Genomic DNA, 12,182 nt, shown 5'->3' on the forward strand with positions numbered 1-12,182 from the left:
GCCCTGCCGCCAAGACCGCACAAGCCGCGAAGGTGCCACAGGGGCACCGGCGGCTCCTCACCCGCCGGGACAGGCTCACCTGGGCCTGATGGCGGGTCTGCCGACGATCCTGCACGTCGCCCTCGTGTGGGTGACGGCGCTGGCCTCGATCGCGCTGGCCTTCACCACCTGGGACGGCATCGGCTTCGACTCGATCAAGTGGGTCGGGCTGGACAACTTCACGCTGGGTGCCAACAAGGGCTGACAGCCCGCCCCTTCCCCTACACATCTCGGAGTACCACCCATGAATGCCGAACGCCACCTTCGCCTTCCCGGCATCGCCTACGGCGGTGACTACAACCCCGAGCAGTGGCCCGAGGAGGTCTGGGCCGAGGACATGCGCCTGATGCGCGAGGCCGGGGTGAACATGGTCAGCGTCGGCATCTTCTCCTGGGCACTGCTGGAGCCCGCGGAGGGCGTGTACGACTTCTCCCGCCTGGACAGGATCCTCGCCCTGCTCCACGAGAACGGCATCGCCGCCGACCTGGCCACCCCCACGGCCGCCCCGCCGGCCTGGTTCTTCCGGGCCCACCCGGACGCCCTGCCGGTCGACAAGGACGGCCGCACCCTCTCGTACGGCAGCCGCCAGACCTTCTGCCCGTCGAGTCCCGCCTACCGAAGGGCGTCCCTGCGCATCACCGAGGCACTCGCCGAGCGCTACGCCGACCACCCGGCCGTCGCCATGTGGCACGTCCACAACGAGTACGGCTGCCACACCCCGGCCTGCTACTGCGACACCAGCGCCGCCTCCTTCAGGAACTGGCTGCGGGCGAAGTACGGCGACGACCTGGACGCCCTCAACCACGCCTGGGGCACCACCTTCTGGAGCCAGTGGTACTACGACTGGGACGAGATCCTGCCGCCCCGCACCACCCCGGCCCCGCCCAACCCCACCCACCGGCTGGACTGGCGCCGCTTCTGCTCCGACGAACTCCTCTCGCTGTGCACCGCCGAACGCGAGGTGCTGCGCCGGGCCTCTCCGGACCTCCCCGCGACCACCAACTTCATGGTCCTGCGCACCTTCGACGCCCTCGACTACTGGCGCTGGGCACCGGAGCTGGACATCCTCTCCAACGACCACTACCTGATGTCCGACGACCCGGAAGCCGAGATCGACATCGCCCTCAGCGGCGACCTGATGCGCTCACTCGCCGACGGCCCGTGGCTGCTCATGGAGCACTCGACCGGCGCCGTCAACTGGCAGCAGGTCAACCGCGCCAAGCAGCCGGGAGAGATGCGGCGCAACGCCCTCGCGCACGTGGCCCGTGGCGCGGACGGCGTTCTCTTCTTCCAGTGGCGCGCGGCGAAGGCGGGCGCCGAGCAGTGGCACTCGGCGATGCTGCCGCACGCCGGAACCGACAGCCAGATCTGGCGGGACGTCGTCCAGTTGGGGAGAGACTTGAAGGCGCTGGCCGAGGTACGGGACACCACGGTCTCGGCCGAAGTGGCGATCGTCTGGGACTGGGACGCCCGGTGGGCCCTGGAACTGCCCTCCCAGCCCAGCGGCGAGCTGCGCTACCAGGACCTGGTGCGTGACTGGTACACCCCCCTGTGGCGAACCGGGGTCGCCGTCGACTTCGTACGCCCCGACGACCCGGGCCTCGACCGCTACCGACTCGTCCTGGTGCCGTCGCTGTACCTGGTGACGGAGGCGGCCGCAGCGAACCTCTCCCGGTTCACCGAAGGCGGGGGCACACTGGCCGTCGGCTTCCACAGCGGCATGGTCGACGAGAACGGCCACGTGTACCTGGGCGGCTACCCCGGCGCGTTCCGCGATGTGCTCGGCGTGGTCACCGACGAACTCTTCCCCCTGCTGCCGGGAGAGACGACCGGCCTGACCGGCGACGTGCCCGCGGGCGCCACCGCCGACCTGTGGTCGGAACGCATCCGGCTCACCGGCGCACAGGCCGTCGCCTCCCACGCCGACGGCCCACTGGCCAGCCACCCCGCCGTCACCCGGCACCAGCACGGCGACGGCACCGCCTGGTACCTGGCCACCCACCCCGACCCGCACACCCTCGCCGACCTGCTCCACCGCATCCGCCGGGAGGCGGGCGTCACACCGGCGCACGAGGCGCCCGCCGGGATCGAGATCGTCCGGCGCCGCGGCACCGAGGCCGACTACCTGTTCCTCATCGACCACACCGGGAAGGGGGCCGAAGCGCCCGCCAAAGGCGTCGAACTGCTCACCGGCGCACCGGTCACCGGAACCGTCACCGTTCCGCCGGGAGGCGTCGCCGTCGTCCGCGAGTCACGCTGATCCGTATGCCGCGGTGACCGGTCCGCAGCACCGCACCAGGTACGCGGTCCGGTCACTTCCGGTGTACCTGGATCATGTCCGCGAAGTGGTCGACGCCGTTGGTCCGTTCCTGGTGCGTCGTCACGAACTGACCGATCAGGCACGGGCGGCGATGGAGCCGGGCGCCGACTCCGCCGCGGATGAGCCGCCCTGTCCGTGACCGGCGGCACGTCGGGTGACGTCCACGCTCGCTGCCAAGGACGTGGCGTTCAGGGAAGCCACGGTGACGCTCGAGGCTCGCCATCAGGCCATCAGGCCATCAGGCCATCAGGCGTGGAGCGCGTCGATCAGGGCCTTGGTGACCTCCTCCGTCGTGGCCGTGCCGCCGACGTCGCGGGTGAGGATCCTGCTGCGGTCGTGGCCTCGATCGCCTTGTGCAGGCGGGCCGCCCGGTCGGGCAGGCCGAAGTGCTCCAGCATCAGCGCCGCGCTGCCGACCGCGCCGATCGGGTTGGCGAGGTCCTGGGCCCGCGATGTCCGGGGCGGTACCGGCACCGGCTCGAACATGAGCTTCTGGCCGGCCAGGTCCTCGGGCCGGATCGTGACGTCGTCCTCGGCGATGCCCGTGGCGTCCTCGCGTACGTCAGTGCCGGCCCCGCCAGGAGCAGGCTGCCGTTCCTCTGACCGGTACGGGAACGCTCAGTACCGCGCCCGAGGCCGCGGTCGGGTTCTTCACCCCGTAGCGGGCCGTGGTGACGTAGAGGCGGTTGTCGCCGGGGTGCAGACACACCGACGTGGGGTGGGGGGCGGGCACGGTCAGGGTGTGGAGCAGGTGGCCGTCGGGATGGTAACGGCGGACCGTGCCGGCGCCCCACATCGCGACCCACAGGCAGCCCTCCTCGTCGACGGTCATCCCGTCGGGGCTGCCTTCGCCGTCGCGCAGTCGGGCGAAGGTCTCCGGGCCGCCGACGAGGTCGCCGGAGGCGGGGTCGACCCGGCAGCGGAGGAGGGTGCCGACGGCCGTGTCGGCGAGGTACATGGTCGTGCCGTCGGCGGTGAAGGCCGGGCCGTTGGCGATGGTCAGGCCGTCGAGGACGCGTACCACCGTGCCGTCGGGGTCCGTTCGGTAGAGCGAGCCCGCGCCGGAGGTGCCGTCGTAGGCCATGCTGCCGGCCCAGAAGCGGCCTGCGGGGTCCGCGACACCGTCGTTCATCCGGCTGGGCACCGGGTTGCGGTCCTCAGGTCGGTCCAGCCATTCCAGCGCGCCGTCGGCGGTGAGCAGAGCGACGCCGGTGCCCGCGGCGGCGATCCACGCCCCGGGCCGGTCCCCCACCGGCGCGACAGCGCCCAACGGCACATCGAGTCGGGCCAGTTGGCGCGGGGTCGCCGGGTCGGTGCCGTCGGGGAGTTCGAAGAGCCGACCGCTGAGGATGTCGACGTACACGTACCGGCCGCCGATCCAGCGGCCGCCCTCGGCGAGTTCGTACGCGCCGTCCACGACGACCGCCGTCGGCGCTGATGCAGATGTCATGATCAGTCCTTCCGGTCAGCGAATGGTCGTGCCGTCGGGCTCGTCGAACAGACCGAGTTCGTCCCGGGTCGGCAGGCCCTCCCAGTCACCCCGGGTGGCGACGGCGAAGGCCGCGGTGGTGACCGCCCGGTGCAGACGGGCGGGGGCGTCCGCGCCGTCGAGGTGTCCGGACAGGTATCCGGCCACGAAGGCGTCGCCCGCGCCGACCAGATCGACCGCGTCGACCTGTCGTGCCGCGCAGTCGGTCGGCCCGACGTTGGTGAAGCTGGTCGCGCCACGTGCGCCGCGTTTGACGACCACCTCGTTGACGCCCGCGGCCAGGATGCTGCGCACGGCCTCGGACTCGTCCGCGCCGGGCCGTTCCAGCACAAGTGGCAGCTCGTCCTCGGAGGCGATGAGCAGGTCGGTGCGGGCCAGCAGCGGCCTGAGCACTGTGCGGGCGCGGTCCGCGGTCCACAGCCGGGAGCGGTGGTTGACGTCGAGGCACACGGTGATGCCGGCCTCGCGAGCGGTCGTGGCGGCGGCCAGGGCGGCCTCGGCCGCGGACGCGCTGAGCGCCGGTGTGATGCCGGTCAGGTGCAGGATGCGGGAGCCGGGGTCGAGCGCGGGCAGTACGTCGGCCGGTGTGACGGCCGAACCGGCGGAACCGGCGCGGTAGTAGTTGACGCGCGTGAGCGTGCCCAGGCGGGGTTCGGTCAGCAGCAGCCCCGTGGGCCGGCCGGTGTCGTCGGTGATCACGTGCTCGGTGTCGATGCCCTCGGCGCGCAGGGTGCGCAGTACGAGCGCGCCGAGTTCGTCCGCGCCGACCCGGCCGGCCCAGCGCACCCGGTGTCCGAGCCGGGCGAGGCCGATGGCGACGTTGGACTCGGCTCCCGCCACGGACAGGCCGAGACTGCCGCCCAGCCGCAGCGCGCCCTGCGCCCGGAGCGCCGCCATCGTCTCGCCGAAGGTCACCACCTCCGGTGGAGCCGGGGTCGTCACGGCGTCTCCCCGGCGGCCACCTTGCGGAACTCGGCCGCGCGGGCGCGCAGTTGCTCCAGGTCGCCGCCGTCGGCCGCGTCCCCGACGAGGGGTGAGCCGACCCCGACGGCGAGGGCACCCCGGTCCAGGTAGGCGCGGACGGCCGGCGCGTCCACTCCCCCGACCGGCACGAACTGCACCTCGGGGAAGGGGTCGCGCAGGGCCCGCAGATAGCCGGGGCCGCCGAGGGAGCCGGGGAAGAGTTTGATCGCGGCGGCGCCCCGGGCCAGGGCGGTTTCTATCTCGGTCGGTGTCAGGGCGCCCATCAGCACGGGTATGCCGTAGGGCTCCAGGCCGTCGACGAGTGCCGGGGTGACGAGGTAGGAGGCACCGGCGTCGACGGCGCGGGCGGCGTCCGCGGCCGACCGGACGGTTCCGGCGCCGAGCAGCGCGTCGGGGCCGAGTTCGGCGCGCGCCTGCCGGATCACGGTCAGCGCGTCGGCGGTGGTCAGCGAGACCTCGACGGCCGCGACACCTTCCTCGGCGAGGGTATGTACGGTGCGCAGTGCCGCGGCGGGGTCCTTGCCGCGGACGATCGCCAACAGGCGGTGGGCGCGGAGCGATTCCACCAGGTTCATGGGAGCGGGCTCTCCTTGGGCGTGAGGGTGCGGGGGCCTTGCGGTGGTCACCATTCGGTGAACGCTCCGTCGGCTCCCCGCCATACGGGGTTGCGCCAGCGGTGTCCGGTCTCGGCGGCGCGGCGTACCGCCTTCTCGTCGATCTCGACGCCGAGACCCGGGCGGGACCCGGGGGCGGCGTAACCGTCCTCGAAGCGGAAGGGTTCGGGGTCCATCACGTACTCCAGCAGGTCGGCCTGCTGGTTGTAGTGGATGCCCATGCTCTGTTCCTGGATGAGGAAGTTGGGCACGGAGAAGGCGATCTGCAGGCTGGCGGCCAGGGCGATCGGGCCGAGGGGGCAGTGGGGGGCCATGGTGACGTCGTAGGTCTCGGCCATGGCGGCGATGCGGCGGACCTCGGAGATGCCGCCGGCGTGCGAGAGGTCGGGCTGGGCGACGGCGATTCCGCTGGCCAGTACCTCGCGGAAGTCCCAGCGGGAGTAGAGGCGTTCGCCGGTGGCGAGCGGGATGTTCGTGGACTCGACCAGGCTGCGCAGGTTGCCCGAGTGTTCCGGCGCCACGGGTTCCTCGACGAACAGCGGGTGCAGTGGCTCCAGTTGGGGCAGCAGGCGGCGGGCCATGGCGGTGGAGGCCCGGCCGTGGAAGTCGACGGCGATGTCCCGTTCGTCGCCGAGCACTTCGCGGACGGCGGCGACGCGTTCGACGACCTGTGCGGTGCGTGCCGGGGTGTCGATCGGCGCGAGTTCGGCCGAAGCGTTCATCTTGACGGCGGTGAAGCCCGCCTTCACCTGTTCCTCGGCGAGCTCCGCCACGTCGCTGGGGCGGTCGCCGCCGATCCAGGCGTACATCCGGACCCGGTCGCGTACGGGGCCGCCGAGGAGGCGGTGCACCGGGACGCCGTAGGTCTTGCCGGCGATGTCCCACAGCGCCTGGTCGATGCCGGCGACGGCGCTGGAGAGGATGGGGCCGCCCCGGTAGAAGCCGCCCTTGGTGAGTACCTGCCAGTGGTCCTCGATGCGCAACGGGTCCCGGCCGACGAGGTGGTCGGCCAGTTCATGGACCGCCGCGCGTACGGTCTCGGCGCGTCCCTCGATCACGGGCTCGCCCCAGCCGGTGACGCCCTCGTCGGTGGCCACGCGCAGGAACAGCCAGCGCGGAGCCACCAGGAACGTCTCAAGTCCGGTTATCTTCAAGGAAGTTCCTTAGGCAGCGGGTCGGTCGCTACGTCGTCGTGGTCGTCCCGGGCCCGTACGGCGGCCAGGTCGTCGGACGCCTGGGCCAGGAGGGACTCGACGGCGGCCACGGCGGCGTCCGGGTCGCCCGCTTCGACCGCGTCCAGCAGTTCCTGGTGCACGGGGATGGAGTCGGAGAAGTGCCGGGCGCCGTGCACGATCCGGTCGCGGATGCGCAGGCCGGCCTCGATGACGACCTCCATCCGGCTGAGCAGTTCGTTGTGCGCGGCGTCCAGCAGGGCGCGGTGGAAGGCCAGGTCGGCCTCGACCATCGCGTCCGCGTCCGTGCCGGCCGCGGCCATCGCGTCGAGCGCCTGCCGCATCGCGTCCAGGTCGGAGTCGGTGCGGCGGGTCGCGGCGAGGCGGGCTCCGGCGGGCTCGACGATCACGCGGACCTCGGCGAGGTCCTCCAGGAAGCCGTCGGTGGGAGCGCTGCTGCCCTGCCAGCGCAGCAGGTCGCTGTCGAGCAGGTTCCAGTCGGCGCGAGGCCGGATGGTCGTACCGCGTTTCTGCTTCGACTCGAGCAGGCCCTTGGACGCCAGCACGCGCAGCGCCTCGCGTACCACGGTCTTGCTGACGCCGAGTTCCGTCTCGAACTTGATCGGGTCCACCACGGAGCCGGGAGGGTAGTCGCCGCGGATGATGCGTCGGCCCAGTTCCTCCACCGCCTGGCCGTGCAGCCCCCTACCGGGATGGGTCACCACGTTCTCCGTTTCCGTTCAGGTCCTGAAGCGCTGTGCGCGACGCTCACGAGGACTCCTTCATGACGCTCCATCCTCCATCGACCACCAGGCTGGCTCCGGTCACATAGGAGGCGTCCGCCGATGCCAGGAAGGCGACGGCGGCCGCCACCTCCTCCGGCTGTCCGAACCGCTTGGCCGCCGTCGCCACCACACTGCGCTCCCGGTCGGGCTCCGGGATCCCGTCCCAGGCGGCGGTGAGGATGGGGCCGGGCAGCACCGTGTTGACCCGGATGTCCGGACCGTACTCGACGGCCAGCTGCCGCCCCAGCGAGCACAGCGCACCCTTCGCGGCGGCGTAGGCGGCATGGCCCGGCAACCCGATGACCGCGTGCACCGAGGAGGTCAGAACGACGGAGCCCTGGGCCTCGCGCAGCATGGCCGCGAACGTCTTCATCGCCCGCCAGGCGGGCTTGAGCAGCACGGCCATCTGACCGTCCCACTCGGCCTCGCTCAGTTCGTGGGCAGGCTTGTTGAGCTGGGCGAAGGCGTTGCTGTGCAGCACGTCCAGCCGTCCGTGGTGCTCCTCGACGTGGCGGGCCAGGTTCTCCCAGTCGGCGGCCGAGGTGACATCGCAGCGTATGTACTCCGCACGACCTCCCTGGCCGGTGATGGCGGCCGTGACCTCCTTGCCCGCAGTGTCGTCCACGTCCGTGACGACGACCGTCGCGCCCTCGGCGGCGAGTCTGTGAGCCGTGGCCGCGCCGATGCCGTGGGCGGCGCCGGTGATCACCGCAACGCGCCCGCTCATCCTGCGGCATTCCGTCATCGCTCGTGTCTCCCCTCGTGACTGTCTACGCACCCACCATAGCTCTTTCAATTAATTATGAATATATCTTGACGGGGTGGCCGGGCCGCTCCAAAACTGACCCGCATGCAACAAGCATCTCCAGCCCCGATCGACAGCCGGCGGCGCCCGCGCCCGGCCGGAATCGCCTTCGGCGGCGACTACGACCCCGAGCAGTGGCCCGAGGGGGTACGGGCCGAGGACATGGCGCTCATGAAGGAAGCGGGCGTCTCCATGGTGACGGCCGGGATCTTCTCCTGGGCGAAGGTCGAACCCCTTCCCGGCGAGTTCGACTTCACCTGGTTCGACCGGGTCATGGACAACCTCGCCGGAGCGAGCGCGGCCGTGTGCCTGGCCACCATGACGGCGCCCCGCCGCCATGGCTGTCCCGACTGCACCCCGAGATCCTTCCCGAGACAGCCGACGGCCGCCGCATGTGGCCCGGCGGACGACAGCGCTACTGCCCCTCCAGCGGCGTCTCCCGCGAGTACGCCACCCGCCTGGTCGAGCGGCTGGCCACCCGGTACGCCGACCATCCGGCGCTGGAGATGTGGCACATCGGAAACGAGTACGGCTGCCACACCCCGCAGTGCTGGTGCGACGAGTCCGCGGCCGATTTCAGGCGCTGGCTGGTCGAGCGGCACGACGGTATCGAGGCGCTCAACGACGCCTGGTCGACGGCCTTCTGGGCCCAGCACTACGAGAGCGCACTGACCGAGCCGTAGACAACCGATCGAGCCGCAGAAGAAGTCACAAGGGACACAAGGGACAGATATGAACAGTTCGCCACCCTCGCGGAGGTCTGCACTCGGGTGGGGTGTCGGGGCACTCGCCGCGCTTCCGGCCCTCTCCGCCTGCGGCCAGACCGTCGGAGCCGCCCGCACGACCCGGCAGACAGCCACACGCCCCGGCCAGAAGGTGAAACTCGTCTTCTGGACCTGGGTGCCGATGCAGAAGACCGTCGACCTGTGGAACCGGACGCACCCCGACATCCACGTCGAGATGCAGACCATCCCCCAGAACGTGCAGGGCGGCTACCAGAAGATGCACGCCTCGCTGACGGCCGGGAACCCCCCGGACCTCGCGCAGGTCGAGTACCACGAGCTTCCCGGTTTCATGCTGGTCAACGGCCTGACGGACCTGAGCGCGTACGGTGCCGACGAGCTGCGCGACAGCTACGTGCCGTGGCAGTGGAACCAGGGCGTATTCGACGGGCGGGTCCGTACCATCCCGCAGGCGTCGGGCCCGATGGGCCTCTTCTACCGCAAGGACCTCTTCGAGAAGTGGGGCATCGAAACTCCCGCCACCTGGGCCGATTTCGAACAGGCCGCCCGCATGGTCAAGGCCCGCGGCGGCGGCGCCCGGCTGTGCACGTTCGCGCCCAACCAGCCCAGCTGGTTCGCCGCGATGTGCTGGCAGCGTGGTGCACGGTGGATACGGACCCAGGGCGACGACTGGATCGTCGCCCTGGACGACGATCTCTCGCGTGAGGTGGCCGACTTCTGGGAGCGGATGGTCCGTGACGACCTCGTGTTCGTCGGGCCCGACATGTCCAGCGCCTGGTTCAGGCAGGCCCAGACCGGACAGATCTCCGCCTGGGTCGGGCCGCAGTGGGGCGACGCCATGCTGCGCAGCAACGCACCGGGCACCAAGGGGAAGTGGCGGGTCGCTCCCCTGCCGCAGTGGACTCGGGGAGACAACGCCTCCGCCAACTGGGGCGGATCGTCCACCGCCATCCTCCAGGGCACGCGCCACCCGCGTGAGGCGCTGCAGTTCGCGCACTGGGTCAACACCGACCCCAAGGCCGTCGACCTGAACATCTCGGTCGGCTACGGCTGGCCCGCCGCCACCGGCGTCTTCCGCGGATCGGCACTCGACAAGCCCGACCCGTTCTTCGGCGGCCAGCGGTACAACGACGTGTTCACCGCGTCCGACCGGGCCATCGACACCTCCTGGAAGTGGTCCCCCACCACGGACGCCGACTTCGCCCAGCTCGGAGACGCCTTCGGCGCCGCCATCGCCGGAGACGGCTCGCTCGCCTCGTCACTGGCCGGCGCGCAGAAGAACACCGTGGACAACCTGCTGGCCAAGGGCCTCAAGGCGAGGAGCGCGTGATGAGCACCGCGATCAGCCGGACGAAGAAGTCCGCACCGGGCGGCAGGCGCTCCGCTCGCCCGGACCGGGCGGCATGGACGTTCCTCCTCCCCTTCGTCGCCCTCTTCCTGTTCACCTTCGTCCTTCCGCTCGGCTACGCCATCTACCAGAGCATGCTCAAGCCGGTCCGCTCCGGTTCGCTGGGCCTGGGTCCGGCCACCGTCGGCTTCGCCGGGCTGGACAACTACTCCCTCGCCCTGCAGCAGTCGGCCTTCCTGGAGAGCTTCGCGCGGGTGCTGCTCTTCGGCGTCGTGCAGATCCCGGTGATGCTGCTGCTGGCCACCGCGCTGGCACTGGCCCTCGACACGCTCTCCCAGCGCTGGGCGGGCATCCTGCGTGCCGCCTACTTCCTGCCGTACGGCGTCCCCGGGGTCATCGCCTCGATCCTGTGGGGCTTCCTGTACGTACCGGGCGTGAGCCCGATCGTCGACCTGCTCGGCAAGGCCGGACTCGCTCCCGACTTCCTCGGCTACGACACCGCGCTGTGGTCCATAGCCAACATCGTGATCTGGGAGTTCGCCGGCTACAACATGCTGGTGATCGTCGCCCAGCTCAAGGCGATCCCGCAGGAGCTCTACGAGGCCGCGCGCATCGACGGAGCCGGCGCATGGCAGACGGCGATCCGGATCAAACTGCCCCTGGCCCGGCCCGCCCTCGTACTCACCGGCGTCTTCTCCATCATCGGCACACTGCAACTGTTCGCCGAGCCACTGGTCATCAAGCCACTGACCTCGACGGTCACCAGCTCGTACACACCGAACCTCAGTGCCTACAACGAAGCCTTCGCCAACAACAACATCTACCTCGCCGCAGCCGAGTCGGTGATCCTCGCCCTCGTCGCGAGCGTGCTGTCCTTCGGCTTCCTCAGCCTGGTGAACCGCAGGAAGGGAAGGGATGCACGGTGAGCGTGTCCACACCCCCCGTCAAGAAGCCGACGGCCGCCTCCGGCCACGCTCCACGGGCCGCCGGAGAACGCCGTACCGGCAGGCCGCGCCGCGGCGTGAAGCCCTCGCGGATCCTGCTCGTCGCACTGCTGACCGTCGCGGCGCTCTACTTCCTGCTGCCCGTCTACTGGCTGCTGGTGGCCTCCACCAAGAGCGGTGCCGACCTCTTCGGCACCTTCGGACTGTGGTTCTCCGACCCGCAGTGGCTGCACAACCTGTCGCAGGTCTTCTCCTACGACGACGGTGTGTTCTGGAACTGGACCTGGAACAGCATCCTGTACGCGGGAGTCGGCGGCGCGCTCGCGACCCTGCTCGCGTGCGCCGCCGGGTACGCCCTCGCCGTGTACCGCTTCCGCGGTCGGGAGACGGTCTTCAGGGTGGTGCTCGCCGGTGTGCTGCTGCCCAGCACCGCTCTCGCACTCCCCTTGTACCTGCTGTTCAGCAAGGTGGGCCTGGCCAACACCTACTGGGCCGTGCTGATCCCCAGCGTGGTCAGCCCGTTCGGGGTGTACCTGTGCCGCATCTACGCCGAGGCGGCGGTGCCCGTCGAGATGCTGGAGGCGGCACGGGTCGACGGCGCCGGCGAATGGCGGATCTTCGGCACCCTCGTCCTGCGCACGATGACGCCCGCTCTGGTGACCGTCTTCCTCTTCCAGTTCGTCGGCATCTGGAACAACTACTTCCTGCCGCTGGTCATGCTCTCCGACGACCGCAAATACCCCATCACCCTGGGCCTGACGACCTGGCAGTCGGCGGCCGACCGCAATCCCGAGCTCTACCAGCTCACGATCGGCGGAGCGTTCCTGTCGATCCTCCCGCTGGCCGCCGCGATGCTCGTCCTGCAGCGCTTCTGGCGTTCCGGTCTGACCCAGGGCAGCGTCAAGGGCTGACACACAGTGGCGCGTGCCCGGCGCGGAAC

Annotated in this window: 11 protein-coding genes and 2 pseudogenes; 6 read left to right on the top strand and 7 right to left on the bottom strand. The window is 70.7% G+C overall.

From position 1 onward, the window contains the following. Positions 1–32 precede the first annotated feature (32 nt). A pseudogene (locus tag ACFU53_RS41795) lies at positions 33–220 on the top strand (sugar ABC transporter permease); the annotation flags it as partial. 63 nt (positions 221–283) lie between these two features. Then, on the top strand, positions 284–2,299 hold the full coding sequence (locus ACFU53_RS41800; RefSeq protein ID WP_384004941.1) for a beta-galactosidase: 2,016 nt from the start codon (positions 284–286) through the stop codon (positions 2,297–2,299). Positions 2,300–2,625: 326 nt separating this feature from the next. Here ACFU53_RS41800 and ACFU53_RS41805 read toward each other — a convergent pair whose 3' ends face one another. The 7 genes from ACFU53_RS41805 to ACFU53_RS41835 all read right to left on the bottom strand — a co-directional run bounded on the left by ACFU53_RS41805 (position 2,626) and on the right by ACFU53_RS41835 (position 8,129). After that, positions 2,626–2,844 (bottom strand): isocitrate/isopropylmalate family dehydrogenase, encoded by a 219-nt coding sequence (locus ACFU53_RS41805; protein ID WP_384004943.1) that lies wholly within the window; start codon positions 2,842–2,844, stop codon positions 2,626–2,628. Between the two features lie 76 nt (positions 2,845–2,920). Beyond that, positions 2,921–3,808, bottom strand: a complete 888-nt coding sequence (locus ACFU53_RS41810; protein ID WP_384004946.1) for an SMP-30/gluconolactonase/LRE family protein — start codon at positions 3,806–3,808, stop codon at positions 2,921–2,923. A gap of 15 nt (positions 3,809–3,823) precedes the next feature. Further along, the gene (locus ACFU53_RS41815; RefSeq protein ID WP_384004962.1) at positions 3,824–4,744 is read right to left on the bottom strand and encodes a sugar kinase; all 921 of its coding nucleotides are present in this window, start codon (positions 4,742–4,744) and stop codon (positions 3,824–3,826) included. A gap of 41 nt (positions 4,745–4,785) precedes the next feature. After that, entirely contained in the window at positions 4,786–5,406 is a 621-nt protein-coding gene (locus ACFU53_RS41820) for a bifunctional 4-hydroxy-2-oxoglutarate aldolase/2-dehydro-3-deoxy-phosphogluconate aldolase (RefSeq protein ID WP_384004948.1), read from the bottom strand. Between the two features lie 47 nt (positions 5,407–5,453). Then, a complete protein-coding gene (dgoD, locus tag ACFU53_RS41825; protein WP_384004950.1) occupies positions 5,454–6,599 on the bottom strand; it encodes a galactonate dehydratase in 1,146 nt (381 codons plus the stop codon). Further along, positions 6,596–7,342 (bottom strand): FadR/GntR family transcriptional regulator, encoded by a 747-nt coding sequence (locus tag ACFU53_RS41830; RefSeq protein WP_384004952.1) that lies wholly within the window; start codon positions 7,340–7,342, stop codon positions 6,596–6,598. Before ACFU53_RS41830 ends, dgoD begins: the two co-directional genes overlap by 4 nt. Positions 7,343–7,385: 43 nt before the next feature. Continuing rightward, positions 7,386–8,129 carry an SDR family NAD(P)-dependent oxidoreductase gene (locus ACFU53_RS41835; RefSeq protein WP_384004954.1) on the bottom strand — a complete coding sequence of 248 codons (744 nt, stop codon included), beginning with the start codon at positions 8,127–8,129 and terminating at the stop codon, positions 7,386–7,388. Positions 8,130–8,252: 123 nt separating this feature from the next. Here ACFU53_RS41835 and ACFU53_RS41840 point away from each other — a divergent pair. The 4 genes and pseudogenes from ACFU53_RS41840 to ACFU53_RS41855 all read left to right on the top strand — a co-directional run. Continuing rightward, positions 8,253–8,866: pseudogene (locus ACFU53_RS41840) on the top strand (beta-galactosidase); the annotation flags it as partial. A gap of 73 nt (positions 8,867–8,939) precedes the next feature. Further along, the gene (locus ACFU53_RS41845) at positions 8,940–10,280 is read left to right on the top strand and encodes an ABC transporter substrate-binding protein (RefSeq protein WP_384004956.1); all 1,341 of its coding nucleotides are present in this window, start codon (positions 8,940–8,942) and stop codon (positions 10,278–10,280) included. Then, positions 10,280–11,224, top strand: coding sequence for a carbohydrate ABC transporter permease (locus ACFU53_RS41850; RefSeq protein WP_384004958.1), 945 nt, complete (start codon positions 10,280–10,282; stop codon positions 11,222–11,224). The genes ACFU53_RS41845 and ACFU53_RS41850 overlap by 1 nt, the downstream gene beginning before the upstream one ends. A gap of 2 nt (positions 11,225–11,226) precedes the next feature. Next, positions 11,227–12,153, top strand: coding sequence for a carbohydrate ABC transporter permease (locus ACFU53_RS41855; RefSeq protein WP_384004960.1), 927 nt, complete (start codon positions 11,227–11,229; stop codon positions 12,151–12,153). Positions 12,154–12,182: the final 29 nt, after the last annotated feature.

Origin of the sequence: Streptomyces sp. NPDC057474, from assembly GCF_042802555.1 — a bacterium.
GTDB lineage: Bacteria > Actinomycetota > Actinomycetes > Streptomycetales > Streptomycetaceae > Streptomyces.